The sequence below is a fragment of the Janthinobacterium sp. 35 genome (genome assembly GCF_002754575.1).
GTDB classification, from domain to species: Bacteria; Pseudomonadota; Gammaproteobacteria; order Burkholderiales; family Burkholderiaceae_D; genus Janthinobacterium; species Janthinobacterium tructae.
In genome coordinates, this window is record NZ_PEFN01000001.1 from 1767374 (window position 1) to 1793508 (window position 26135).

Below are 26135 nucleotides of genomic sequence, written 5' to 3' on the forward strand. Positions count from 1 at the left end.
CTGTGCAAGTTAGTCAGAAAGGCAATACTACACCCACCGCGCCAGTGTATCAACCGCCGTGGCGCTTGTGCGTCAAAAACAGCACGATGCACACGCCCAATCCGATCAGCAGCACTTGCGGGATGGTTTCGCGCAGGGTGGCGCGGCGCTGCATCTGCGGCATCAGGTCGCTCAAGGCGATATAGATGAAGCCGGACGAGGCGAAGACGAGCACGTAGGGAATCAGATTGCTGGCGCGGTCCAGGGTGAAATAGCCGAGCAAGCCGCCGGCCACCGCCATCAGGCTGCACAGCAGATTGAAGATATACGCGCGCAGGCGCGAGAAGCCGGCATTGAGCAACACGATAAAATCGCCGATTTCCTGCGGGATTTCATGCGCGATGATGGCCAGGCCAGTGACCAGGCCCAGCTTCGGGTCGGCCAGGAAGGCGGCGGCGATCAGGATGCCGTCCGTAAAGTTGTGCATGCCGTCGCCGACCAGGATCATCCAGCCGGCCTTGCCCGCCTCGTGCTTGTCGTGGCCGTGCGCATGGTGGTGGCCATCGCCTTCGTGGTGGTGCGAATGGCGCAGGATGGCAAATTTTTCCAGCATGAAGAAGGCCAGCAAGCCCGCCAGCAGGGTGGCGAACAGGCTGCGCGGATCGGCCTGCGATTCGAACGCTTCGGGCAAGGCGTGCAGCAAGGACGTCGACAACATGATGCCGACGGACAAGCTGACCATGCGCTCGACCACCTTGGACAGGAATGCAAACGAAAAGATCGCCGCCGCGGTAATGCTCAACACGCCCGCGAGCGTGGTCGCGAGCAAAATGGATATAAGGACGGGATCGATGATTTTCTTACCTCAAAATGGCGCCGGGTCACTGGCGCCCGCGATGCTGGCGTCTGGCCTGATGAATGCGTTGTTATCTATTGTTTAATTTTTTGCGCGTCTGGCGGCAGCGTCGCGCGATGAAGATGCAATTGTACTGCATTGGCGCGCAGCGGGCATTTTACAGCCCGGTGCGCCTTTCGCGTTAACTTCTGGGAAATGCGGTGTTTTTCTGTTGCCGATCACGCCACGCCGTGGCTCTTGAACCAGGCTAAACAACGCGCATAGCCATCTTTCGCATCGGCCGCCACATAGCTGGGGCGGTAATCGGCGTTGAAGGCGTGGCCCGCATCGGGATACACGACGAATTCCGACTTGTTGCCGCCCTTGGCCAGCGCGTCCTTCATCTTGGCGATCGATTCCTGGCTGATGCCGGTATCCTTGCCGCCATACAAGCCCAGCACGGGGACTTTCAAGGTCGGGGCGATATCGATGGGGTTGCTTGGCTGCAAGGGAGTCGGCTCGCCCACCAGGCGGCCATACCAGGCCACGCCCGCCTTGACGGCCGGATTGTGCGCCGCGTACAGCCACGTGATGCGCCCGCCCCAGCAAAAGCCCGTCATGCCCAGGCGGCTCGTGTCACCGCCATTCTGTTTCGCCCACGCAACAACAGCGTCGAGGTCCGCCATCACTTGCGCGTCCGGCGTCCTGGCGATGATGCCTTTCATGAGTTCCGGAATACTGCTGACCTTGGTCGGATCGCCCTGGCGCACGAACAGATCGGGCGCCAGCGCCAGATACCCCTGTTTGGCGAAGCGGCGCGCCATGTCGGCGATATGCTCATGCACGCCAAAGATTTCCGAAATGACCAACACGACGGGCAAACCCGTCTTGCCTTCCGGCTGGGCCGCATACACGGGCACGGCCTGGCCATCGACCATCACCGACATGCTGCCCGTGACGAGCCCGGCGGAATCCGTCTTGATGACGTTTTGCGCCGCGACGGGCAGCACGGCCACGGCAAAACCCGTGCCCAGCGCTACCTTCAGGAAACCACGCCGGCCGTCCGGCCCGGACAAGCTGCTCTGGCCCAGCAAACTCTCACAATCGGTGATCATGTCGCTCATGCGTTTCTCCTGGATGTAGTGTGTTTGAAAATGTCGGCTTACGCTGCGCTAAGCCGACCTACGGTCACTGCTCACCACTCTTGATCGGCACGTAGGTCGGCTTAGCGGGGCATGCCCCGCGTAAGCCGACACCGCATCAGTGCGCTTCGTCCCAATTTTTACCAATACCGACTTCCGCCGTCAACGGCACTTTCAACTCGGCCACGCCCGCCATCAATTCCGGCAGCTTGCGTTTGACCAGTTCCAGTTCCGCGTCCGGCACTTCCAGCACCAGTTCATCGTGCACCTGCATGATCATTTTTGTTTGCAAGCCGTCCGTTTCCAGCCAGCCTTGCACGGCGATCATGGCCAGCTTGATCAGGTCGGCGGCCGTGCCTTGCATCGGTGCGTTGATCGCCGCCCGTTCCGCGCCCTGGCGGCGCGGGCCGTTTGGCGAATTGATTTCCGGCAGCCACAAACGGCGGCCGAACACGGTTTCCACGTAGCCGCGCGCCTTGGCTTGCTGGCGCGTGTCTTCCATATACTGTTTCACGCCCGAGAAACGCGCGAAGTAGCGGTCGATATAGCTTTGCGCAGCCGTGCGGTCCACACCCAGGTTACCGGCCAGGCCAAATGCGCTCATGCCGTAGATCAAGCCGAAGTTGATGACCTTGGCGTAGCGGCGTTGTTCGCTTTGCACTTCCGCAGCCGGCACGCCAAAGATTTCAGCTGCCGTGGCGCGGTGAATGTCGATGCCGTCGGCAAATGCGCGCAGCATGGCTTCATCGCCCGAGATGTGCGCCATGATGCGCAATTCGATCTGCGAATAGTCGGCCGAGACGATATGGCTGCCCGGCGGCGCGATGAACGCTTCGCGAATGCGGCGCCCTTCCGCGCTGCGGATGGGAATATTCTGCAGATTCGGATCGTTCGACGCCAAGCGCCCCGTCACGGCCACGGCTTGCGCATAGTTCGTGTGCACCCGGCCCGTGGTGACGTTGATCATCTTCGGCAATTTATCCGTGTAGGTCGATTTCAGCTTGGCCATGCCACGGTATTCGAGCAGCACTTTCGGCAACGGATAATCCTCGGCCAGCTTTTGCAGCACTTCTTCATCCGTCGAGGGCGCGCCCGTCGGGGTTTTTTTAATTACCGGCAGCTTCAATTTCTCAAAGAAGATTTCGCCGATCTGCTTGGGCGAACCCAGGTTGAACGGCTGCTCGGCCAGCTCATACGCTTTCTTTTCCAGCTCCAGGATTTTGACGGCCAGTTCGGCCGACTGGATGTTGAGCAATTCGTCGTCGATCAGCACGCCGTTGCGCTCGATCTTTTGCAAGACCACGGCCGTCGGCATCTCGATCTTTTCATAGATGAAGGTGAGTTTTTCATCATTCGCCACATTGCCCCACATGGCATTGTGCAAGCGCAAGGTGACGTCGGCATCCTCGGCCGCATACCTGGCCGCCTGCTCTACCTCGACTTGATTGAACGTGATCTGCTTGACGCCCTTGCCGCACACATCCTCGAACGGGATCGTCGTGTAGTTCAGGTGGCGCAGGGCCAGGCTGTCCATGTCGTGCTTCTTGTGCGATTCGAACACATACGATTCGAGCAGGGTATCGTGGGCGATGCCGCGCAACGTCACGCCATGGTTGGCGAAGATATGGCTGTCGTATTTCAGGTTCTGGCCCAGCTTGGGCTTGTTGGCATCTTCCAGCCATGGGCGCAGCTTCGCCAGCACGTGTTCGCGCGTCAACTGTTCCGGCGCGCCCGCGTAATCGTGCGCCAGCGGGATGTAGCAGGCGGCGTGTTCGGCCACGGAGAGGGAAATGCCGACCATTTGCGCCGTCATCGGTTCCAGCGAAGTCGTTTCCGTGTCCACGGCCGTCAAAGGCGCCGCATCGATCAGGGCGATCCATTTGTCCAGCTGCTCGTCCGTCAGCACGGTTTCATACACGGCTTCCACCTTAGGTGCGGCATCGGCGAACATGTCGCCCGTGGTGTTCGTCGTGGCTACCGGTGCGCCGACGGGCGACATCGGTGGCGGCGCCGCACCCAGTTCGCGCAGCAGGGCCTTGAAGCCGTAGCGGTTGAAGAAGGCCAGCAAGGCTTCCTTGTCTTCGTGTTTCGCCACCAGCGAGTCGGCGATCGTCGTCATGTGACCGGACAGATCGCAATCGGTCTTGACGGTGATCAAGGCGCGCGCCTGCGGCAGCCATGGCAGGGCCGTGCGCAGGTGCTCACCCACGGCGCCGCCCACCTTGGCCGCGTTTTCCATCACGCCTTCCAGGCTGTCGTACAGGGTCAGCCACTTGACGGCCGTTTTCGGGCCGCATTTCGATACGCCCGGCACGTTGTCGACGGTATCGCCGATCAGCGACAGATAATCGATGATGCGGTTCGGCGGCACGCCGAACTTGGCCAGCACGGCCGCTTCGTCGAGCTTTTCATTGCTCATGGTATTGATCAGGGTCACCTGGCTGTTGACCAGTTGCGCCAGGTCCTTGTCGCCCGTGGAGACCACCACGTTCATGCCGGCGGCGGCCGCCTGCACGGCCAAAGTCCCGATCACGTCATCGGCTTCCACGCCGTCGACCATCAAGATGGGCCAGCCCATGGCGCGCACGGCTTCGTGGATCGGTTCGATCTGCAGGCGCAGGTCGTCCGGCATCGAGGCGCGCGTGGCCTTGTACTCGGGATACATATCATCGCGGAATGTCTTGCCCTTGGCATCGAACACGCAGGCGATGTAGGCGGCCGGGTAATCGGCGCGCAAACGGCGCAGCATGTTGACCATGCCGTGCATGGCGCCCGTAGGATAACCGTCCGGGCTGCGCAGGTCGGGCAGCGCATGGAAGGCGCGATAAAGGTAACTGGAACCGTCGACTAACAGCAGGGTGTTTTGCATAATGCCAATAAAATAAGGTGAGCCGCGCCAGCCGGGAAGAAACAGCGGCGGGCGGGTGGAATATCGCCCAATTATCGCAGAGTTTAGGGCCGCGCCACCGGGGACAGGGCCCGCGTTTTTTGCACAATTTGCCATGGCTGAACCCTCGCCTGGCCGCCCGGCGGGTGAACAGGGCCTATTTCCGCGCATTTAATCAGCCGTATTAAGCAGCATTGCCTACCAGTTTGTTACAATGCCTTATAGATAAATTGACGGCAATACAGCACTGCACGCGCTGCAGTCCCACACATGGAAGCGAACCCATCATGATGCGTACATCGACACTCTGGACATTCCTCGCCCTGCCCCTGCTGGCATGTTCGGCCATCGCCAGCGCCCAGACGCCGGCCAAACCGAGCGACGCGCCGCCCCAGCTCGAACGTATCGAGGAAATGGGCGAAGCGCCCATCACCGTGGCGCCAGCGGCGGCCAAGCAGCAGATCACCGAAAAACGCGAAGCGGGTGTCACCAGCGAAGTGAAAGTCACCAGCGGCGGCAGCACCTATTACATGAAGCCGGCCGCCGGCGCCGACCAGGCCAATGGCAACGCCCTGCGCGGCCCGCAATGGAAAGTGCTGGAATTCGACCTGGGCAAGAAGAAACAGAAACAACGCGACGAAGAGGCAGCAGACGCGCCAGCACCACCCGCAGCAGCGAAGTAAGCAGCCACTCTCTTCTGCCCTGCCCCGGCCACCTGCGGGGCAGCCGGCTTTTTTTGACCTTTTAGACCATTCCCCTCTTTCCCATGGCAGTTTTTACCGCGCTACACCTGGACGATATCGGCCAGTGGCTCACGCAGTTTCCACTCGGCAAACCTCTGGCGCTCAAGGGCATCGCGTCCGGCATCGAAAACAGCAATTTCTTCCTGAGCACGGAGCGCGGCGAGTATGTGCTGACGATCTTTGAAAACCTCAGCTTCGAGCAATTGCCGTTTTATCTGCAACTGATGCGCCATTTGGCGGACCGGGGCGTGCTGGTGCCCGCGCCGATCGCCAACGCGAATGGCGAGCTGGTGACGGCCCTGCAAGGCAAGCCGGCCGCCATCGTCAGCAAACTCGACGGCAGCTCGCAGATGGCGCCGCAAGCCGTGCATTGCGCCGCTGTCGGCGCCATGCTGGCGAAGATGCACCTGGCGGCGCAGGACTTCCCCCTGCAGCAGCCGAATTTGCGGGGACTGCAGTGGTGGAACGCCACCACACCGCTGGTCTTGCACCACCTCGACGATGCCAAGGCGCATTTGCTGCGCGCGGAAATCCATTTCCAGGACGCCTTTGCGGCCTGCAATACGTATAAAGCCATCCCGCGCGGCCCCGTGCATGCCGACTTGTTCCGCAACAACGTCATGTTTGACGGCGAGCAACTGACGGGCTTTTTCGACTTTTATTTTGCCGGCTGCGACACCTGGCTGTTCGACGTGGCCGTCACCGTCAACGACTGGTGCGTAGACCTGGCCACGGGCGTGCTCGACAAGGTGCGCGTGCGCGCCCTGCTCGACGCCTACCAGGCCGTGCGCCCGTTCACGCAGGAAGAACAGACGGCATGGCAAGCAATGCTGCGCGCTGCCGCGCTACGCTTCTGGCTGTCACGCCTGTACGATTATTACCAGCCGCGCGAAGCGGAAATGCTGACCCCGCACGATCCCACGCATTTCGAACGCATTCTGCGCGAACGTATCGCCACACCTGCCCCGGAACTGTTTTAAACATGGAAAAATTACCTGCAAGTACAGGTTGGCAATGGGTGAAACAGGGATTCTCCCTGTTTCGCAAGCAACCTGGCGGCATGTCGATGCTGTTTCTCGGCTATATGTTCTGCATGCTGGCCGTCAGCATCGTGCCCCTGCTCGGCCAAATGCTGCCCGTCATCCTGGTCCCCGTGTTTTCCATCGCCTTCGTGCAAGGCTGCCTGAATATCGACCAGGGCAAGCGCGTCTTGCCCAGCCTGTTGATCTCGGGCTTCCGCAAGCCGGCGCTTGCTTCCCTGCTGGGCCTGGGCGTGCTGTACATCCTGATGGCCATCGGCGCCATCGGCGCCTCGAGCCTGGTGGACGACGGCTTGCTGTGGCAACTGGTCACGGGGCAATTGACGGAAGAAGCGGCGCGCGCCGCCATCCCCGAATCGCGCCTGGGTCTGGGCATCCTGCTGGCCATCGTGCTGTACGTGCCCGCCGCCATGGCCTTCTGCTTTGCCGCGCCGCTGATCTACTGGCAACGCATCAGCCTGGGCAAGGCGCTGTTCTTCAGCTTTTTCGCCGTCTGGCGCTCGCTGTCGGCCTTCATCGTCTTCGCTTCCACCTGGTTCGCCATCAGCGTCGTCACCAGCCAGTTACTGGCCGTCATCTTTGGCCGCACGCCGCTGATGATGCAGCTGATGATGCCCCTGTCGATGATCTTGACCATCATCATGCATTGCTCGTTTTACGCCGCCTACCGCCAGATCTTCGGCGTGCCCGTCGATGAGAACAAGACGGTGTCGCTGGACAAGACCGGCGAGTGATCGCCGGCCAGACGTAAAAAATGGCAGCCTGCGCAGGCTGCCCCTTTTTATATATCGAATGCCTTGCACGCCAACAATGTTGTCGGATTACGCTGCGCTAATCCGACCTTCGCGCCAGACCAGATCACCGTTCCAGGCGTAGGTCGGATTAGCCGAAGGCGTAATCCGACGCCATCGTCAGCCATCCCGCGTTCTACATCACCGTCCCAGCCGTTCCAGCTTGGCAATCCCCAGGTCCAGCACCTTCATGCCATGCTGGCCAAAATTGATCTGCGCGCGGGCATTGCCGCCGCCGCCTTCGATATTGACGATCACGCCTTCGCCGAACTTGGCATGCGCCACCGATTCGCCGATGCGCCAGCCGCCGCCCGTGGCTTTTTGCGCGATCTTTTGTGCAATCGCATTGTCCGAACCCAGGCTGGCCACCTTGGGCGCCTCGTCCCAGGCCGACTTGCGGTTGCCGAACCAGTTCGCCTGCACCTTCGGCGACAGCCATTTCAGCGCTTCTTCCGGCAACTCGTCAAAGAAACGCGACTTCATGTTGTAGCGCGTCTGGCCGTGCAGCATGCGCGTCTGCGCAAAGCTCATGTACAGCCGCTTGCGCGCGCGCGTGATGGCCACGTACATCAGCCGGCGTTCCTCTTCCACGCCATTGTCTTCCTTCGAGCTGCTTTCGTGCGGGAACAGGCCCTCTTCCAGGCCCGTAATGAACACGTTGTCGAATTCCAGGCCCTTGGCCGAGTGCACCGTCATCATCTGCAGCGCATCCTGGCCCGCCTGCGCCTGGTTGTCCCCGGCTTCCAGCGACGCATGCGATAAAAACGCGGAGAGCGGCGACATGACGGCCGGCAACGGCGCATCGGCGTCGAGGATTTCGATACCATCCTGGTTGACGACGGGCGCGCCCGACTGCGCCTGGGCGCTTGGGCCCAGATGGGCCGGTGCCGCCTGGCCGAAACCCTCTTCGGAAACGAACTGGCTGGCCGCGCTGACCATCTGCTCCAAGTTTTCGATGCGGTCGGCGCCTTCTTTTTCATTCTGATAGTGTTGCAGCAAGGTACTCGCTTCCAGCACCACTCTGACCATTTCCGGCAGCGACAGTTGCTGCGTTTCGAAACGCACGCCTTCGATCAGCTTGACGAAACCGGCCAGCACGCTGCCCGCCTTGCCCGCCACGTAAGGCACGGAGGCGTACAGCGAGATGCCATACTGCTCGGACGCCGCCTGCAATTGCTCGATCGAGCGCATGCCGATACCGCGCGTGGGGAAATTGACCACGCGCAAGAAAGCGGAGTCATTGTGCGGATTGTCCATCAATTGCAAATAGGCAATCGCGTGCTTGACCTCGGCGCGCTGGAAGTAGCGCTGGCCGCCGTACACGTGGTACGGAATGCTGGCTGAAAACAGCGCATGTTCGATCACGCGCGATTGCGCATTCGAGCGGTACAGAATCGCGATTTCGCTGCGCGAGGCGCCATCGGCGATCAGGCTTTTCGCCTCTTCGATGATCCACTGTGCTTCCTGCAAGTCGGAACTGGCCTCATACACGCGCACCTGCTCGCCATGGCCCGCGTCCGTGCGCAAATTCTTGCCCAGGCGCTTGCTATTGTTCGCGATCAACACATTGGCGCTGTCGAGGATGTGACCATGCGAGCGGTAGTTCTGCTCCAGCTTGATCAAGTTCTTCACCTGGAACTCGTGCTCGAAGGCGCTCATGTTGCCCACGTTCGCGCCGCGAAACGCGTAGATGCTCTGGTCATCGTCGCCGACGGCAAACAGGGCGCCGCCATCGCGGCTGCCGTGGCCGGCCAGCAATTTCAACCAGTTGTATTGCAGATTATTCGTATCCTGGAACTCGTCCACCAAAATGTGGCGGAAGCGCGCCTGGTAGTGTTCGCGCAGCGGCTGGTTGCGGCTGAGCAATTCGTACGTGCGCAGCAGCAATTCCGCAAAATCGACGACGCCTTCGCGCTGGCACTGGTCGTCATACAGCTGGTACAGCTCGACCATCTTGCGCTCGTGCGCGTCGTACGCTTCCACGTCCGTGGCGCGCAAACCCTGGTCCTTGGCATTGTTGATGAAATACATCACCGTCTTCGGCGGGAATTTTTCATCATCGATATTGTTCGCCTTCAACAAGCGCTTGATCACCGACAATTGATCCTGCGAATCGAGGATCTGGAACGTTTGCGGCAAGGCGGCGTCGCGGTAGTGCGTGCGCAGCAAGCGGTTGCACAGGCCGTGGAAGGTACCGATCCACATGCCGCGCGTGTTGATTGGCAGCATGGCCGACAGGCGCGTGAGCATTTCCTTGGCGGCCTTGTTGGTAAAGGTCACGGCCAGGATGCCGGGCGGCGATACCTGCTGTGTCTGGATCAGCCAGGCGATGCGGGTGGTCAGCACGCGGGTCTTGCCCGAACCGGCGCCAGCCAGGATCAGCGCATGCTGGGCCGGCAAGGTGACGGCAGCCAATTGTTCGGGATTGAGGTTGTGAAGAAGATTTTGCATGCCGTGATTATACCGGCATGGCTAAAAATACTGTGCATTTGTCCAGCGGTCGCGGCATTTTACCCACGCGCGCTACAATCGGCATCCCGACACCGCAGCCCGTATCCCATGACACCACCCACTCACCTCGACGGCGCCCGCGTACTGGCTTGGGCCTGGTCCGACGTGCCGTTCGGCCATGTCACCGATGAGCATGGCGCCGCCCCCGTCGCCATCCACGGCCTGGCCGTGTGCCGCTACGGGGACGAGGCGCAAGTCTACCGTTTCAGCTGCGACGCGCAGTGGGAAACCGTGCAGGATGACGTGTATGCCAGCGAGGACGGCGCCAGGGAGCAGCTGCCGGCGCAATACCGCGCCATGGCCTCCGTGTGGAACACACCATGAGTTACGCCATCCGCGCAGCCACCAGCGCCGACCTGCCGTTGCTGGCCCAGGTCGAGCGCAGCGCCGCAATCCTGTTTGCCCAGGCCGGCCCCGAACTGGCCTGGCTGGCGCATGGCGCCCCCTTGCCACTGGAGACCTTGCAGGCGCTGCAGCAGGATGGCGGCGTGTGGGTGGCCGCCGATGAGCAGGATGCGCCAGCGGGTTTCCTGGCCGCCCAGCCGCTCGACGGCCAGTTGTTCATCGTGGAATTGTCCGTTGCACTGCCGCAGCAACGGCAGGGACTGGGCGCGCGCCTGCTCGACGCGGCGGCGGCCCATGCCCGGGCGCTGGGCTGCGCCTGGCTGACACTGAGCACGTATCGCCACCTGCCGTGGAACGCGCCCTACTATGCGCGCCACGGCTTCAGCGAAATCGAGGCCGTGGCGCTGGGCGCTAGGCATGCGCTCAAGCTGGCGCGCGAAGCGCAGGACGGGCACGATCCGGCGCTGCGCTGCCTGATGCGCAAGCCGCTGGCCCGCTGATTCGGCACAGCACTCAGCGCACCAGTTTTGCCTTGCCTTCGCTGAGTGCCTGAGCGATCACCTGGCGCGTGGTCTTGTCGGCGAGCTTGACAACTTTTTCCTGCTGGCGGCCCAGGTCGCCCATTTGCTTGCCCAGCGCTTCCATCGGCTTGCTGCGTTGCTCCATCTGGCGCGACATCTGCTCCACTTTCTCGGCCTCGCGCTCGTGCACGTCGGCGATGCGGTCGTTGATCTCTTCCATCTCTTCCTGCGCATCTTCCATCTGCTGCTGCAGGCGCTCCACGTCGCGCTCGGCCGCGCGGCGCGCCGTGTCGCTCGTTGCCAGCGCCTGGCGGCGCGAAGCGTCGCCAAGCTTGCGGCCCAGTTCCTGCTGCTGGCGGCCCAGCGCGCGCAGCTGTTCCGACTCGCGCGCGCTGCCTTTTTCCAGGCTGCGGGCACCCATCTTGCGGCCCATTTCGCCCATGGCCTTGCCATGCGCGCCCATTTGATCGCCGAGCGCGCTCATCTCCTTGCCCAGCTGTCTCGAAGGCTGCCATGCCGTGCGCACCTTGCCCAGCAAGGCCGCATCCTGCAGCACATAGGCCTGGCCCTGGTCGCGGAACCACAGGAAGGGTCCCTTGATCGAGCGCTTGAGCTTTTCCACCTGCTGCGAATGAATATCGCTATCGACAACGATGACGCCCTCACCATCCCTGGCGCCATCAACGAGTGCATAACTTTCACCCTTGTCGAGCGAACGGCTGACCTGCACGCTGGGCGCGGCTGGCGGGGCCGGTGGCGCGGGCGGCTGCGGCGGCTGCACGGCCAGCGCGCTGCCGCCAAGCAGGATACCGGCCAGGCTGAGGATCAAACGGTGGGAAGTGGACATGGCTGCCTCGTCGCAAAAGTAGTGGAGCGTTGACTTTAACGACGGAGAGCTCACGGCTCCAGCGCGCTGCGACAGGCTGCAAAAAGGTGCACCTGGACGGCAGGCTTGCGCGATGAGTGGCAAAGCACTGTTAAAAAAAAAGGAGGCCAGGGGCCTCCGTAAAGCCGCTGTGGTACAGCGACGAGAATCACGATAAGCGCTGGCGGCCGGCACCGCCAGCGCCGTGCGATGAATTGCCGGGATGAAGGGTTAGGCGACAGCCAGGCCCGATGGATGGCAAACGCGGCGGCAAAAAAACGGAGGCCGCAGCCTCCGCAAAAACGCCGTGGTACGGCGTATTTCAATTAATACAGCACGACGGAGCGGATCGATTCGCCGCTCTTCATCAAGTCGAAACCCTGGTTGATATCGTCGAGCTTCAAACGGTGCGTGATCAAATCATCGATATTGAGCTTGCCTTCCATATACCAGTCGACGATCTTCGGCACGTCCGTACGGCCGCGCGCGCCGCCGAAGGCGGAACCCTTCCATACACGCCCCGTCACCAGCTGGAATGGACGCGTGGAAATTTCCTGGCCGGCCGCAGCCACGCCGATGATGATGGACTGGCCCCAGCCCTTGTGGCAGCATTCGAGCGACTGGCGCATGGTGGTGGTGTTGCCGATGCATTCAAACGAATAGTCGGCGCCGCCGTCGGTCAGTTGCACGATGGTGTCGACCACGTTCTCCACTTCGTTGGCGTTGACAAAATGCGTCATGCCGAACTTGCGCGCGATGGCTTGTCGGGCCGGGTTGATGTCGACGCCAATAATCTTGTCCGCACCGACCATCTTGGCCGCCTGGATCACGTTCAGGCCGATGCCACCCAGGCCGAAGACGACCACGTTGGCGCCCGCCTCGACCTTGGCCGTGAACAAGACGGCGCCCACGCCCGTGGTCACGCCGCAGCCGATGTAACACACCTTGTCGAACGGCGCGTCTTCGCGGATCTTGGCCAGGGCAATTTCCGGCACGACGATATAGTTCGAGAAGGTGGACGTGCCCATGTAGTGGAAGATGGGTTGACCGTCGATGGAAAAGCGCGAGGTGGCGTCCGGCATCAGGCCGCGCCCCTGCGTCGAGCGGATCGACTGGCACAGGTTCGTCTTTTGCGACAGGCAGAATTTGCACTGGCGGCATTCCGGCGTGTACAGGGGAATGACGTGGTCATCCTTTTTCAGGCTTTTCACGCCAGGGCCCACATCGACGACGATGCCGGCGCCTTCATGGCCGAGGATGGATGGGAAGATGCCTTCCGGGTCGGCGCCCGACAAAGTGTAGTAATCGGTGTGGCAAATGCCCGTGGCCTTGATCTCGACCAATACCTCGCCCTCGCGCGGGCCGGCCAGATCGACTTCCTCGATGGTCAAAGGCGCGCCCGCCTTCCATGCAATCGCTGCTTTGGTTTTCATGTGTGTCCTGTGGTGTGTGCTGTGTATGGTTGAACCGGGCGCGCCAGCGCGCCGTAGCGTCACATCATAACAAGGCAGGCGCCGACGTGCCACGCCGGCGCCGGCGCAACACCTACTTGCTTTTCGCGCGGTTCAAAAAAGCGCCGTGCAAGCCGTTCAGGGTTTCCTCGGCCAGCAGCAGCTGGCTGGCGATTTCATTGATCTTGCGGCGGCTGGAGCGGGCGTGGTCGCGCAGCACTTCGAAGGCCGTGTTGCGGTCCGTCTGGAACTTGCCCATTAGCAAACCGACGGCCAGGCTGGTTTCGCGCCCGGCGGCCAGCGCCGCATTCAGGTTCAGTTCGGTGCGCCGCAGCTGGCGGATTTCATCGGCACGCGCCAGGCCCGCTTCGAAGGCGGGCATCAAGCGGCCTTCATCGACGGGTTTCACCACGTAGCCGACGGCGCCGTAGGCGGCCGCCTGCTTGCCCGATTCGCTGTCGCCGCTGCCGGACAGGAACATGAACGGCACGCCCGTTTCGCCATGCAAGCGCTTGGCCAGTTCCAGGCCGGACATGCCCGGCATGTGGATGTCGAGCAAGGCCAGGTCCGGCTCGCGCTGGGCGACCATTTGCAGCGCCACTTCGGCCGAATGGGCCAGGGCCGTCTCGTAGCCGGCATGGCGCAGGATTTCGCCGAGGAATTCCAACAGGAGCTGGTCATCGTCAACGATCAGGATAAGGCGTTTCGCGGCGGCTGGCTGACTCATGGGTGGGGGACCTCGGTAATGAATGATGTTCTTATTATATGCCGATTATTCCCCCAAACCAGCCCTTCACGTCCATGCTCACACCGCAAACAAGTGATTGAATTGCTGCACCGCAATATTCACATCGTCCGCCTGATAGACGCTGCTGATGGCCGCCACCATGTCGGCGCCGCGTGCCGCCAGAGGCGCCGCGTTCTCCGGCGTCATGCCGCCGATCACCACGCACGGCAAGCTGATCTCACGCTTGGCTTGCAGCACGATATCGAGGGGCGTCGTCACCGGGTACTTTTTCACCAGCGACGGATAAAAGCCGCCGAAGGCCACATAGCTGGCGCCGCCCGCCTCGGCCGTCCGTGCCAGGGCCATGTCGCCATAGCACGAGGCGCCGACGATCTTCTTCGTGCCCAGGCGCGCGCGCACCTGCGCCACGGACGCGTCCGTGCCACCCACGTGCACGCCGTCCGCGTCGAGTTCTTCGCACAGTTCGATAAAGTCATTGATGATGAACGGCACGCCATACTTGCGGGCCAGCGCCATCAAGGCGCCGGCCTGTTCGCGCCGTTGCTCCGCCTCGGCGCTCTTGTGGCGATATTGCAGCAGCGCCACGCCTTCCTGCAAGGCTTGCTCGCTGACGTCGAGCAGGCGGTCGGTGTCATCCCAGTTCGGGGTGACCAGATACAGTCCACGCATGATGATTTCCTTATTGAATGAATCGTTGCGGCATGAGTTGACCTGGCGCAATCGCATACGCATCGGCCAGGGCCGCATGGCAATAGCGTTGCGCCAGATCCAGCGCTTCGGGCAGTGCCTGGCCCAGCGCCAGGCGCGCCGCGATGGCCGAGGCCAGAGTGCAGCCGCTGCCGTGGAATTCGCCCGGTAAACGGGGCCAGCGCCACTCACGCTCGCCGCCCTCGGCATCAAACCAACGGTTGAGCACTGCCTCACCGTCGCCATGCCCGCCCGTCAGCAGCACGTGCTGGCAGCCTTGCGCGCGCAGGTTTTCTGTGCCACCGAGGGCCAGCGCTTCCGGCCCGTTCGGCACGATCACGGTCGTCAGCGGCAGCAAGGGCGCCAGCGCCAGCACGGCGTCGTCCCGGCTGAGCACGTCGCCATGGCCGCTGGCCAGCACGGGGTCGAGCACCACGGGCAAATCGGGCCGCGCCAGCCGCAGTTGCGCGATCAGTTGCGCAATGACGGCCGCATTCGCGGCGCTGCCAGGGATGCCGATTTTCACGGCGCTGATCACCATCTTGTCGATCAGGGCCTGCGCCTGGCGGCGCAGCAATTCCGGCGCCACAGGCTCGACAGCAAACACGCGGTCATTGTCCTGCACCGTCAGCGCCGTGATGACGGGCAAGGCATGCGCGCCCTGCGCCGCAATGGATAAAATATCGGCGGCCAGGCCGGCGCCGCCCGAAGGGTCGAGGCCGGCAAACACCAGCACAACCGGACGACACGGCAGACGCATCGGCACCATCACGCCAGGCGGCCCGCCATCGGCGACGAAGGCGAGGCGGCGAATTTACGCGGCATGCGGCCCGCCAGAAACGCTTCGCGCCCGGCCCGCACGGCCAGCTTCATGGCACGCGCCATGCGCACGGGGTCGCGCGCGCCGGCAATCGCCGTATTCATCAGCACGCCATCGCAACCGAGTTCCATGGCGATGGCCGCATCCGACGCCGTGCCCACGCCAGCATCGACGAGCACCGGCACCTTGGCCTGGTCGATGATCAGCGACAGATTCCACGGATTCAAAATGCCCATGCCCGAGCCGATCAAGGAGGCCAGCGGCATGACGGCCACGCAGCCGATGTCTTCCAGAATCTTCGCCTGGATCGGGTCGTCGCTGCAGTAGACCATCACGTCGAAGCCATCCTTGACCAGCGCTTCGGCCGCGATCAACGTTTCCGGCATGTGCGGAAACAGGGTCTTTTCGTCGCCCAATACTTCGAGCTTCACCAGATTGCGCCCGCCCAGCAGCTCACGTGCCAGCTGCAGCGTGTAGACGGCATCTTTCGCGTTGTAGCAGCCGGCCGTGTTCGGCAAGATCGTGTACTGGTCCGGCGGCACGAAGTCGAGCAGGCTGGGCGCGTTCGGGTCTTGCCCAATGTTGACCCTGCGGATCGCCACCGTGATGATTTGTGCCTCCGCCGCGTCCGTCGCTTCGCGCGTCTGCGGCAAATCCTTGTACTTGCCACTACCGACCAGCAAGCGTGATTGATACTGTTTGCCTGCGATGGTCAGCAGGTCATTGTTTGTTGCGGTATGCATGTTCTGTTCCTTGTCTGTTTTCAACTTAACCGCCGCCGATGGCGCGCACGATCTCTACTTGGTCTTGCACCTGCAAGACCTGGCCCGGCCACGCCTTGCGCGGCACCACATTGCGGTTGACGGCCAGCGCCAGCGCCTGGTTTTCCAGCGCCAGCGCGGCGATCAATTGATCGAGGGTTTGCCCCGGCGGCACCTGATGTGGCGCGCCGTTGAGCGTGATGGATATCAATGCAGGCATCACGCTCTCCTTCAGACCTTGCGATACAGCTCGGCGCCGTTCTTGACGAATTCGATGGCTTTCACCTCCATCCCCTGCTTGAGTGCCTGGTCTTCCGCGATGCCCATGCCGGCCGCATATTCGCGCACTTCCTGCGTGATCTTCATCGAGCAGAAATGCGGGCCGCACATGGAGCAAAAATGCGCCACCTTGGCTGAATCCTTGGGCAAGGTTTCATCGTGGAATTCGCGCGCCTTGTCCGGGTCCAGGCCGATGTTGAACTGGTCGTCCCAGCGGAATTCGAAGCGGGCTTTCGACAGGGCATTGTCGCGGATCTGCGCGCCCGGATGGCCTTTCGCCAGATCGGCCGCGTGCGCCGCAATCTTGTAGGTGATGATGCCGTCCTTGACGTCCGCCTTGTTGGGCAGGCCCAGGTGTTCCTTCGGCGTCACGTAGCACAGCATGGCCGTGCCATACCAGCCGATCATGGCCGCGCCGATGCCGGACGTGATGTGGTCGTAGCCGGGCGCGATATCGGTGGTCAACGGTCCCAGCGTGTAGAACGGCGCCTCACCGCACTGTTCCAGCTGCAAGTCCATGTTTTCCTTGATCAGCTGCATGGGCACATGGCCGGGGCCTTCGATCATCACTTGCACGTCGTGCTTCCATGCCACTTGCGTCAATTCGCCCAGGGTCTTCAGTTCGCCCAGCTGCGCTTCGTCGTTGGCGTCATAGATGGAGCCGGGGCGCAAGCCGTCGCCCAGCGAGAACGACACGTCATACGCCTTCATGATTTCGCAGATGTCTTCGAAATGCGTGTACAGGAACGATTCCTGGTGGTGCGCCAGGCACCATTTCGCCATGATGGAGCCGCCGCGCGAGACGATGCCCGTCAAGCGCTTGGCCGTCATCGGCACATAGCGCAGCAACACACCGGCGTGGATGGTGAAGTAATCGACGCCCTGCTCGGCCTGCTCGATGAGGGTGTCGCGGAAGATTTCCCACGTCAGATCTTCGGCCTTGCCGTTGACCTTTTCCAGCGCCTGGTAGATGGGCACGGTGCCGATGGGCACGGGGCTGTTGCGCACGATCCATTCGCGCGTTTCGTGAATATGCTTGCCGGTGGACAGATCCATCACGTTATCGCCGCCCCAGCGGATGGCCCATGTCATTTTTTCCACTTCCTCGCCTATCGACGAGGTGACGGCGGAATTGCCGATGTTGGCATTGATTTTCACCAGGAAATTGCGGCCGATGATCATCGGTTCCACTTCCGGGTGGTTGATGTTGGCGGGAATGATGGCGCGGCCGCGGGCGATTTCCTCGCGCACGAATTCCGGCGTGATTTCTTGCGGGATGCTGGCGCCGAATGACTGGCCCGGATGCTGGCGGCCCATCAGGTCGGCCAGGCGCTCGCCCATGGGACCGGAGGCTTGCAGTTCGCGCAAATACTCCTGGCGGCGCATGTTTTCGCGGATGGCGACGAACTCCATTTCCGGCGTGATCAGCCCACGGCGCGCATAGTGCATTTGCGTCACATTCTTGCCGGCAATGGCGCGGCGCGGCTTGCGGTGCAAGTTAAAACGCAGCTCGGCCAGTTTCGGGTCCGCCAGGCGGGCGATGCCGTAGTCGGAGGTAGGGCCGGGCAATTCTTCCGTGTCGGCCCGCTCCATGATCCACGGCAGGCGCGGCGTGTCGAGGCCCGAGCGAATGTCGATCTGCACGTCCGGATCCGTATAGGGGCCGGACGTGTCGTACACGTAAATCGGCGGATTCTTTTCGCCGCCGAACGACGCTTCCGTGTCGGACTGGCTGATTCTGCGCATGGGCACGCGAATGTCGGGGCGGCTGCCTTCGACATAGATCTTGCGCGAATTGGGCAGCGGCGCGATGGCGGCTTCGTCGACCGTGGCGGTGGCGGAGAGGAATTTCGGGTTGGCGTTCATTTTGGCTCCTTGGCTAGACTTGTTTTAAGCCTGGAGCCAGCTAAGGAGGTTCGGAATTGCGCACGCGGAAAGGCGGGGTGCGTTCATCCTAAAGCTTCCCTTCGCTGGCATTATCCAGATCAGGTTCGGAGGGTATTTCTCACCCGCGCTTGCACTGTGTTTCCACAGCGAAAGGCAGGACCCCTAGCGTTTGCCGCCTTGCGGCAGCGAGCCAATTATACGCGGTTCGCGCCGCGTGGCCAGATGATTTCTTGCTTTGTCGTCTTTGTGCTTCGGCGTTACTTCTTCTTGCCCCAGCGCCAGGCGGTCGGTTCGCCCTTCAGCTGGCAGATGAAAATGAGTGCGGCAACGATGGCCACTTCATACACGATGTAGCCTACGAACATGGTTTGCGGCGGGAACAGGAAGGCGCCGCAAGCGAACAGCGCCAGTGCGGCCAGGAATACCAGCCAGCCTTGCCAGGTGATGGGCAAACCCCAGCCCCAGCCATAGGTCTTGGCGGGAAACCAGTAGGAGGGAGATTTGTCAGCCATGATGCTTTCCTTGTCGATGTCGATGGCAACAAGTATAAATCAGGCGCTGCGATGGCGCTCCGTGACATCGAGGCCGATGCCGCGGTAGCCGATGAAGCGGCTGCCATTGTCGAACATCGGTTCGCCGCTGACCTGCAGATACTGCGTGCTGCCGTCCAGGTTGGCGCGGCTGTAGATGAAGTCGAGGAACGGTTCGCGCGCGGCTATTTTTGCGTCGAGCAAGGCGCGTTCGGCCGCGTTCCAGCGCTGCGGCTCTTCCTCGCTGCCGATGCCCAGCATTTCAGCCACGGGACCGGAAAAGCGCGTCAGGTTGCCCTGCGCATCCTGTTCCCAGTACCAGTCGGACGACAGTTCCGTGAAGCGCTGGAAGCGCGCTTCGCTTTCGCGCAGCTCCGCCGTGCGTTCTTCCACCATCTGTTCCAGCGACTTGTTGTATTCGGCCAGCTTCTGGTACAGCAATCGCACTTCCAGCATGTTGTGGATGCGTGTTTTGACTTCCACCAGGTCGAAGGGCTTGCTGACGAAGTCCTTGGCGCCAGCTTGCAGCGCGCGCAGCTTGTGGCCGGGCTGGGCCGTGATCACCAGCACGGGCAGATAGCTGCCCGCCTCGATGTCGCGCAAGCCTTCCATGACTTCGAAGCCATCCATTTCCGGCATTTGCAAGTCGAGCAGGATCAGGTCGTAGCGGTGCTGCTGGTGCAGCGCGCGCACGGCTTGCGGGTCCATGGTGGAGGTGATGCGCGTATAGCCGGCGTTGCGCAGCACCTGTTCGAGCAGCATGACGTTGGCCTCCTGGTCATCGACGATGAGGATGCTGGCGTTCAGGATCTCGGTGGCTTGAAGCATGGCGGTATTCCTAAAATTAAATGCTGAATTAGCGTACTGTGTGAGTGTCGTCGGCCAGGCCGTGCGCGGCTGCATGGTGCAGGGCCACGTCGAGCGCCTCCATGAATTCGACGACCTTGATGGGCTTGGTCAGATAGCGGAAGAAGCCCGCTTCCAGGCCCTTCTCGATGTCGCGCGGCACGGCGTTGGCGGACAGGGCCATGACGGGAATGTGGCTGGTGAGGGGGTCATCATGCAGGATATTCAGGGCACCATAGCCGCTGATGCCGGGCAGGTTGATATCCATCAAGATCACGTCCGGCTGATACGTGCGCGCCAGGTCGATGCCCAGGTGCGCATCGATGGCCGTCAGCAGTTTCAAATCGCTGCGGCGGGCGATCAATTGCTCCACCAGCGCCAGGTTGGCGGGATTGTCTTCCACGTACAGCAAGGTGCGCTGGCTTTCCTGGTCTTCCTGCACCACCGGCAAGGCGACGCCCTGTTCCAGGTGCAGTTCGGGCGCGCGCGAGGCCTTGAATTCCACCCAGAAGGTGGTGCCCACGCCCACCGTGCTGTCGACGCCGATGGTGCCACCCATCAGTTCGACCAGCTGCTTGGTGACGACCAGGCCGATGCCCGTGCCCTCTTCCGTGCTGCTTTCCTGGCCCAGGCGGTTGAAGGGCTGGAACAACTGACTCATCTGTTCGGCATTCAGGCCGGCGCCGCTGTCGGTGACGCTGGCGCGCACGCGGTCGGCATGGCGCGTGCATTCGACCTTCACACTGCCGCCGCTCTGGTTGTACTTGATGGCGTTCGACAGCAGGTTGATCATCACCTGTTTCACGCGCGTGCGGTCGGCATGCACATAGAAAGCCTTGCCGCAGCGGGGGAAATGCATGCTGATGCCGCGTTTTTCCGCCTGCGGCGCGATCATCGCCTGGCAATCCTGCAACACGTCGAGCAAGGACATCGCCTCTTCCGACATGGTGACCTTGCCCGACTCGATCATGGCCAGGTCGAGGATTTCATTGATCAAACGCAAGAGATACCAGCCACCCTTGAGGATCTGGTCGATCGAGCGCTGCTGCGGCAAGCTCGGTGCCGGCGTCTCGGACGCCATCAGCTGGGCAAAACCCAGCACGGCGTTCAGGGGCGTGCGCAATTCATGGCTCATGCTCGACAGAAACTCGGACTTGGCCAGATTCGCTTTCTCCGCCGCCTGGCGGGCCTTTTCCATTTCGATATTCGTGTCTTGCAGTGCTTGTTCAAACTGCCTGCGTTCCGTCACGTCGCGGGCGGCGGCAAACACGCCTTGCAGCTTGCGGTTGCGGTCGTGGAAGGTCGAGGCGTTGTAGGAAACAAAAGTCTGCTTGCCGTCGCGCGCCAGGGCCGTCAGCTCGTAATTGGTCAACTTGCCTTCACGCAAGACGCGCGCGATGGCTTCCTCGGCCCGTTCCGGTTCCGTAAAGTAATTCTTGAACGGCGCGCCGATCAATTCGTCGCGCGTGCAGCCCGTCAGCGCTTCCATCTGCTGGTTGACGTCGCTGATGATGCCGCGCGGGTCCGTCGTCATCAGGGCGTCGATATTCGATTCGATCAGTGAGCGCGTATAGAACTGCTGCTCGCGCAAACGCTGGTCCAGCAGCGCCTGTTCCGCCTCGACCTGCTTGCGCGCCGTGTTGTCGGTGCCGATCAGCAAGTAACCGATAACCTTGCTCTGCGCGTCGCGCAAGGCCGTCACGGAGACGATGGCGGGGAAGCGACTGCCATCCTTGCGGATGTACGTCAATTCGTAGATGTCTTCGATGCCACGCGTGGCCTTGAACACCAGCGCTTCGACGCCGGGCGTGATGACCGTGTCGAGTTCGGCACTGAGGGCGGCGGCGCGCGCGATGATTTCTTGCGCGTCGGAAATACCGGCCGGGGTCAGCTTGTCGACCACGTCGCTCGCTTCATAGCCGAGCATGCGTTCGGCGCCCACATTGAAAATCTGGATCACGCCCTGCGCATCGGTGGCGATGCACGAGAAATTGGCGCTATTGAAAATGGCATCCTGCAAGGCGCCCGCCTTGAGCAACTGGCGCGGCAAGCTGGCCGACAGCGTGCGCCGGTACAGCGCCACGAGCAGCATCAGCAGCAAAAAGACCAGCGCATCGATGACGCAGGCCGTCTCGAACGGCGCGCGCCAGGCCAGTACGCCAATGGCCAGCAGCACGATGGCGCTGAACGAAAACGCCAGCGCCATGGGCCAGCGCGACGGTGCGCGCGGAGGAATGTTTTCAACAGATTGCATGAGGTAGCCTGGGCTGTGACAACGATAAGAGGGAAATGCGGTGATCAGGAACCTTGGCGCTGGCGCACGTCCGACAGCAGGCGCGTGAATTCTTTTTTGACCACGCCATAGCATTCGCACACATGGCCTTCGAGGCCGGCGCGGTCCAGCACGGAGATATGGCCGCGCCGGTAACTGATGAAGCCGCGCTGCTGCAAGCGCCCGGCCGCCTCCGTCACGCCTTCGCGGCGCACACCCAGCATGTTGGCAATCAACTCCTGCGTCATGGTCAGCTCGCGGTTCGGCAGGCGGTCCATGGTCAGCAGCAGCCAGCGGCACAGCTGCTGCTCCACCGTATGGTGGCGGTTGCACACGGCCGTCTGTGACATTTGCGTGATCAGGGCTTGCGTATAGCGCAGCAGCAAGCGCATGACGGGGCCGGCGCGGTCGAATTCTTCCATCAGCAAATGCGCCTTCAGCCGATAGCCGACGCCGCCCGTCTGCACCACGGCGCGGCTCGGCGTCGAGTTGCCGCCCATAAACAGCGACACGCCCACCACGCCTTCATTGCCGACGCCGGCAATTTCCGACGAGCCGCCGTTTTCCAGCAGGTAGTGGATGGAAACGATGGCCGTGGTGGGGAAATACACATGCTGCAGCTTGTCGCCCGAATCGTAGATCACGTCACCGAGCAACATGGACACTTGCTCCAGATGGGGGGCCAGGCGCGCGAAATCGGCGTCGAGCATGGCGGCGAGCAAATGGTTTTGATTCGGGTTGTGCAGCTGGGCATGCGGACTCGACATGGGCAGTTTTCCTGGTTTCCAGTCGTCAGCTAGGGGATAGATAAAAAACGTCCGAACGAGGGGCGCCATATGCCGGAGCGTAACACAGCGCCCGCACAGTGCCGCCACTATATTTCTTGCTGGCATGGCGGTCTGTTCGGCAGCGAACGGACGGTCAGGTACCCCGCGCCCTACAGTCAGTCACTGCCAGGGCTGCCGGATCACGGATCGGCGCCAGCGCTGCTTACCGGACGCCATCATGCAATCATTTTTCAAACGCATCTCCATTTCCGTTTCCACCTCGGCCCTGATCACACTGGCGGTCGGGCTGAGCCTGACGGCCCTGTGCTACGCCTCGGCACGCCAGATCGAGTCGGAAAGCACCCGGCTGCTGCTGCAGTACCACGCCAGCGGTCACACCTTGCGCGCCGCGCTGCTGCCTGCCAACGGCATGAGCCTGGATGCGAACCATCGCGGCTCGCTGTATGTGCTGCTGGGCGGATTATTGTCGAGCCTGCTGGCAACAGCGTATGTGTTTCAGCTAGTCACGCGCAACTCCGTGATTGCCCGCATCACGGGCGAACGCACGGCGGCGCTGCAGTTTGCCAACTTGCGCCTGTCCGAAGACATCGCTGCGCGCATGCACAATGAACAGTCGCTGCGTTTGCGCGAACGCATCATCGAAGTGTCGGCCAATGCCATCATCCTGTGCAGCGCCGACGCGCCGGGCTACCTGATCGAATACGTCAATCCCGCCTTCGAGCGCATCACCGGCTATGCGGCTGGCGAAGTCATCGGCCAACGCCTGGAAGACTTGCAGGGACCCGAACAGGGGCGGCAAGACATGCATGAGATTACAGCGGCCCTGCGCGAACAGCGCGAAGGCAAAGCCATCGTGCGCAATTTCCGCAAGGATGGCAGCTGCTACTGGAGCGAGCTGTTCGTCGCACCTGTGCGCGACGATGGCGATGGCCCCGTCAGCCACTTTGTGGTGGCGCAATACGACATCAGCACCGTCATGCGCTTCGAACAGGAACTGGAATTTCAGGCCAGGCACGACATCCTCACGGGCCTGGCCAACCGGGCCCTGCTGCGCGAACGGCTGGAGCAGGCGATGGCCGTGACGCGGCGCAGCGGCCTGCCCCTGTGGGTGGTGTTCATCGACCTCGACCGCTTTAAATTCGTCAACGACACCCTGGGCCACGATGCGGGCGACACTGTGCTGAAAAACGTGGCCGAGCGCCTGCGCGACGCGACGCGCGAAGTCGATACGGTGGCGCGCCTGGGCGGCGACGAATTCGTGCTGCTGCTGCCCCAGCATGGCAATGGAGAACCGGGCGCAGCCATCCTGCAGCGCATCCTGGACGCCGTGGCGCAGCCGCTGCAACTGGGCGAATATGAATTTTTTCTCAGCTGCTGCATGGGCGTGGCCGTGTATCCCGACGATGGCCAGGACGCCGACACCCTGATCAAGCACGCCGACATCGCCATGTACCGCGCCAAGGAACAGGGACGGGGCCACTGGCAATTCTATGCCTCGGGCATGAATGCGGGCACCCTCGAGCGGCTGGGACTGGAGAGCGAGTTGCGCCATGCCCTGGAACGGGGGCAGTTCCACCTCGAATACCAGCCCCAGCTCGATTTGGCCAGCGGCAAGGTGGTGGGCATGGAAGCGCTGTTGCGCTGGCAACATCCGCAACTGGGGCGCATTGCGCCGGCCAGTTTTATCGGCCTGGCCGAGGAAATGGGCTTGATCATCCCCATCGGCGACTGGGTGCTGCACACCGCATGCGCCCAGGCGCGCGCCTGGCAGCTGGCCGGCCATGGCCCGCTGCGCCTGGCCGTCAACCTGTCGGCGCGGCAATTCAAGCAAAGGAATCTGTTGCATGCGGTGGCGCAGGCGCTGGCGGAAACGGGGCTGGCCGCTGCCCATCTGGAATTGGAATTGACCGAAAGCATGGTCATGCATGACGTGGAACAAGCCACGGCCATCATGGCCAACCTGAAGGCGCTGGGCGTACAACTGTCCATCGACGACTTCGGCACCGGCTATTCCAGCCTGGCCTACCTGCGCCACTTTCCCATCGACGTACTCAAGATCGACAAGACTTTCGTCAGCGACATCACGCACGGCGACGACGCAGCCATCGTGCGCGCCATCATTTCGCTGGCGCACAGCTTGCGCCTGAAAGTCATCGCCGAAGGCGTGGAAACGCCGCAGCAGCTGGCCTTCCTGCGCCAGCACGACTGCGACCAGATGCAGGGTTATCTGTTCAGCCGCCCGCTGACCGTGCCCGCCTTCGAGGAACTATTACTGCAAGGGAAGATGCTGCCCGTTTAAAACGCGTGGCGCAGGCCGACGTTGAAGGCGCGGTTGCCCGTGCCCACTTCCGTCGCATTGCCCACCATGTAAGCGGCGTCGTTGCGGTTGCGGATGTGCGCGTAAGCGACATATACCTTGCTGCGCTTGGACAAGGCATACGTGGCGCCGATGGCCAGCTGCCGCGCATCGCGGTTGGCAGCGTCGCGGTCATCCTTGTGCACATACGAGGCCAGCACGGTGGTCGCGCCGAGCGGCACGGACACGCCGACGATGGCGTCGCGGCTGTCCGTCGACTGGGCCGGCGCCTGCGCCGCACCATACGGATTTTCTGCAAAGAACATGCTGCTGCCGTCGCCCGTGTTGCGGCCATAGCCGGCAAACGCCGTGGCCACGCCGAAGTTGTAGTTGCCGGCCAGAATGGTGTTATTGGCGGCGGCCTTGCCCGGCTCGCCGGCACGGCTCTGGCGCGCCAGGCGCAAGGTCAATGGACCGTTGACATAGCCCAGGGCCAGGCCCAGCGAGCGCTGATCTGCCACCACACCCGTATGTTCGCCAAAGCCATACATCACGGTGGCGCTGACGCCGCGCAGCTCGGGCGAGGTATAGCGCACGGTATTGTCGATGCGCGTGGCCGAATAGCCGGCCAGGTTGGTGGCCGCGCCGGCCAGGCCGCCCTCGAAGGGATCGGCCACGTCAGTCAGCGCCTGGCTTTGCAGATTGTACTGGCGACCCACGGTCAGCATGCCCAGCGGGCTGTTGAGGCCGACAAAGGCCTGGCGGCCAAACAATTGCCCCGCCTGGTCGGAGCGGCCCGTGTCGCTCAGGACACCGGCTTCCAAGGTGAACACGGCTTGCAAGCCATTGCCCAGCGATTCCGTGCCGCGCAAGCCCAGGCGCGAACCGGCCGAGACGCCGCTGGTGAGCTTGCTGATGCCGCCTTCCTGCACCAGGCCCGCATCCATCAAGCCATACAGGTCGACGGACGACTGGGCGTGTGCGGCAGGCAAGGCGCCCAGGGTGGTGGCAAGGCCGGCAAAGATGGCGATTTTTTTCATGATGATTTCCTTGTAAAAGCGAAACCAGGAAAGCGGCGGCCACGGCAAGGCCACAAGCGGCAAGGCGCCAT

Annotated in this window: 23 protein-coding genes and 1 riboswitch; of the genes, 6 read left to right on the top strand and 17 right to left on the bottom strand. The window is 62.2% G+C overall.

The annotated features are described in order from the left end of the window. Positions 1–49: 49 nt before the first annotated feature. From CLU93_RS07945 to polA, 3 genes are all read right to left on the bottom strand, one after another. On the bottom strand, positions 50–808 hold the full coding sequence (locus CLU93_RS07945) for a ZIP family metal transporter (RefSeq protein ID WP_096233833.1): 759 nt from the start codon (positions 806–808) through the stop codon (positions 50–52). Between the two features lie 245 nt (positions 809–1053). Further along, positions 1054–1938 (bottom strand): dienelactone hydrolase family protein, encoded by an 885-nt coding sequence (locus CLU93_RS07950; RefSeq protein ID WP_099760673.1) that lies wholly within the window; start codon positions 1936–1938, stop codon positions 1054–1056. Between the two features lie 136 nt (positions 1939–2074). After that, positions 2075–4825 (bottom strand): DNA polymerase I, encoded by a 2751-nt coding sequence (polA, locus tag CLU93_RS07955; protein WP_099760674.1) that lies wholly within the window; start codon positions 4823–4825, stop codon positions 2075–2077. Between the two features lie 305 nt (positions 4826–5130). Here polA and CLU93_RS07960 point away from each other — a divergent pair, with 305 nt between their 5' ends. The 3 genes from CLU93_RS07960 (at position 5131) to CLU93_RS07970 (ending at position 7360) form a co-directional block, all read left to right on the top strand. Further along, positions 5131–5526: a hypothetical protein gene (locus CLU93_RS07960; RefSeq protein WP_099760675.1), complete on the top strand. Its 396-nt coding sequence runs from the start codon at positions 5131–5133 to the stop codon at positions 5524–5526. An 83-nt stretch (positions 5527–5609) separates the two neighbouring features. Continuing rightward, a complete protein-coding gene (locus CLU93_RS07965; RefSeq protein WP_099760676.1) occupies positions 5610–6566 on the top strand; it encodes a homoserine kinase in 957 nt (318 codons plus the stop codon). A 2-nt stretch (positions 6567–6568) separates the two neighbouring features. Continuing rightward, the gene (locus tag CLU93_RS07970; RefSeq protein ID WP_099760677.1) at positions 6569–7360 is read left to right on the top strand and encodes a BPSS1780 family membrane protein; all 792 of its coding nucleotides are present in this window, start codon (positions 6569–6571) and stop codon (positions 7358–7360) included. A 198-nt stretch (positions 7361–7558) separates the two neighbouring features. On the opposite strand, the gene CLU93_RS07975 is transcribed toward CLU93_RS07970, so the two are convergent. Next, on the bottom strand, positions 7559–9868 hold the full coding sequence (locus CLU93_RS07975) for a UvrD-helicase domain-containing protein (RefSeq protein ID WP_099760678.1): 2310 nt from the start codon (positions 9866–9868) through the stop codon (positions 7559–7561). A gap of 108 nt (positions 9869–9976) precedes the next feature. Here CLU93_RS07975 and CLU93_RS07980 point away from each other — a divergent pair, with 108 nt between their 5' ends. Both CLU93_RS07980 and CLU93_RS07985 read left to right on the top strand, forming a co-directional pair. After that, positions 9977–10252, top strand: coding sequence for a hypothetical protein (locus tag CLU93_RS07980; protein ID WP_099760679.1), 276 nt, complete (start codon positions 9977–9979; stop codon positions 10250–10252). Then, positions 10249–10773 (top strand): GNAT family N-acetyltransferase, encoded by a 525-nt coding sequence (locus tag CLU93_RS07985; RefSeq protein WP_099760680.1) that lies wholly within the window; start codon positions 10249–10251, stop codon positions 10771–10773. Before CLU93_RS07980 ends, CLU93_RS07985 begins: the two co-directional genes overlap by 4 nt. 13 nt (positions 10774–10786) lie before the next feature. Here CLU93_RS07985 and CLU93_RS07990 read toward each other — a convergent pair whose 3' ends face one another. The 12 genes from CLU93_RS07990 to CLU93_RS08045 form a co-directional block, all read right to left on the bottom strand. Then, complete coding sequence (locus CLU93_RS07990; protein ID WP_133250697.1) at positions 10787–11641, bottom strand: hypothetical protein; 855 nt, start codon at positions 11639–11641, stop codon at positions 10787–10789. 344 nt (positions 11642–11985) lie between these two features. Further along, positions 11986–13092: an S-(hydroxymethyl)glutathione dehydrogenase/class III alcohol dehydrogenase gene (locus tag CLU93_RS07995; RefSeq protein WP_099760682.1), complete on the bottom strand. Its 1107-nt coding sequence runs from the start codon at positions 13090–13092 to the stop codon at positions 11986–11988. A gap of 112 nt (positions 13093–13204) precedes the next feature. After that, the gene (locus CLU93_RS08000; RefSeq protein WP_099760683.1) at positions 13205–13837 is read right to left on the bottom strand and encodes an ANTAR domain-containing response regulator; all 633 of its coding nucleotides are present in this window, start codon (positions 13835–13837) and stop codon (positions 13205–13207) included. A 78-nt stretch (positions 13838–13915) separates the two neighbouring features. Continuing rightward, positions 13916–14527 carry a thiamine phosphate synthase gene (thiE, locus tag CLU93_RS08005; protein WP_099760684.1) on the bottom strand — a complete coding sequence of 204 codons (612 nt, stop codon included), beginning with the start codon at positions 14525–14527 and terminating at the stop codon, positions 13916–13918. Positions 14528–14537: 10 nt separating this feature from the next. Then, positions 14538–15305 carry a hydroxymethylpyrimidine/phosphomethylpyrimidine kinase gene (locus tag CLU93_RS08010; protein ID WP_099764291.1) on the bottom strand — a complete coding sequence of 256 codons (768 nt, stop codon included), beginning with the start codon at positions 15303–15305 and terminating at the stop codon, positions 14538–14540. Positions 15306–15313: 8 nt separating this feature from the next. Beyond that, the gene (locus tag CLU93_RS08015; RefSeq protein ID WP_092803851.1) at positions 15314–16108 is read right to left on the bottom strand and encodes a thiazole synthase; all 795 of its coding nucleotides are present in this window, start codon (positions 16106–16108) and stop codon (positions 15314–15316) included. Positions 16109–16133: 25 nt separating this feature from the next. After that, the gene (gene thiS / locus CLU93_RS08020; RefSeq protein ID WP_099764292.1) at positions 16134–16337 is read right to left on the bottom strand and encodes a sulfur carrier protein ThiS; all 204 of its coding nucleotides are present in this window, start codon (positions 16335–16337) and stop codon (positions 16134–16136) included. Positions 16338–16357: 20 nt separating this feature from the next. Continuing rightward, positions 16358–18271: a phosphomethylpyrimidine synthase ThiC gene (gene thiC, locus CLU93_RS08025; RefSeq protein ID WP_099760685.1), complete on the bottom strand. Its 1914-nt coding sequence runs from the start codon at positions 18269–18271 to the stop codon at positions 16358–16360. Positions 18272–18350: 79 nt separating this feature from the next. Next, positions 18351–18466, bottom strand: a riboswitch (TPP riboswitch). Positions 18467–18549: 83 nt separating this feature from the next. Further along, positions 18550–18804 (bottom strand): hypothetical protein, encoded by a 255-nt coding sequence (locus CLU93_RS08030; RefSeq protein ID WP_099760686.1) that lies wholly within the window; start codon positions 18802–18804, stop codon positions 18550–18552. A 39-nt stretch (positions 18805–18843) separates the two neighbouring features. Continuing rightward, positions 18844–19650 (bottom strand): response regulator, encoded by an 807-nt coding sequence (locus CLU93_RS08035; protein ID WP_099760687.1) that lies wholly within the window; start codon positions 19648–19650, stop codon positions 18844–18846. A gap of 28 nt (positions 19651–19678) precedes the next feature. Further along, positions 19679–21922: a PAS domain-containing hybrid sensor histidine kinase/response regulator gene (locus CLU93_RS08040; RefSeq protein WP_099760688.1), complete on the bottom strand. Its 2244-nt coding sequence runs from the start codon at positions 21920–21922 to the stop codon at positions 19679–19681. A 44-nt stretch (positions 21923–21966) separates the two neighbouring features. After that, positions 21967–22707, bottom strand: coding sequence for a Crp/Fnr family transcriptional regulator (locus tag CLU93_RS08045; RefSeq protein WP_099760689.1), 741 nt, complete (start codon positions 22705–22707; stop codon positions 21967–21969). 238 nt (positions 22708–22945) lie between these two features. On the opposite strand from CLU93_RS08045, the gene CLU93_RS08050 reads away from it, so the two are divergent. Next, a complete protein-coding gene (locus tag CLU93_RS08050; RefSeq protein WP_257224907.1) occupies positions 22946–25027 on the top strand; it encodes a putative bifunctional diguanylate cyclase/phosphodiesterase in 2082 nt (693 codons plus the stop codon). Here the strand turns inward: CLU93_RS08050 and CLU93_RS08055 are convergent. Beyond that, the gene (locus CLU93_RS08055) at positions 25024–26064 is read right to left on the bottom strand and encodes a porin (protein WP_099760691.1); all 1041 of its coding nucleotides are present in this window, start codon (positions 26062–26064) and stop codon (positions 25024–25026) included. The genes CLU93_RS08050 and CLU93_RS08055 overlap by 4 nt on opposite strands. Between the last annotated feature and the right edge of the window lie 71 nt (positions 26065–26135).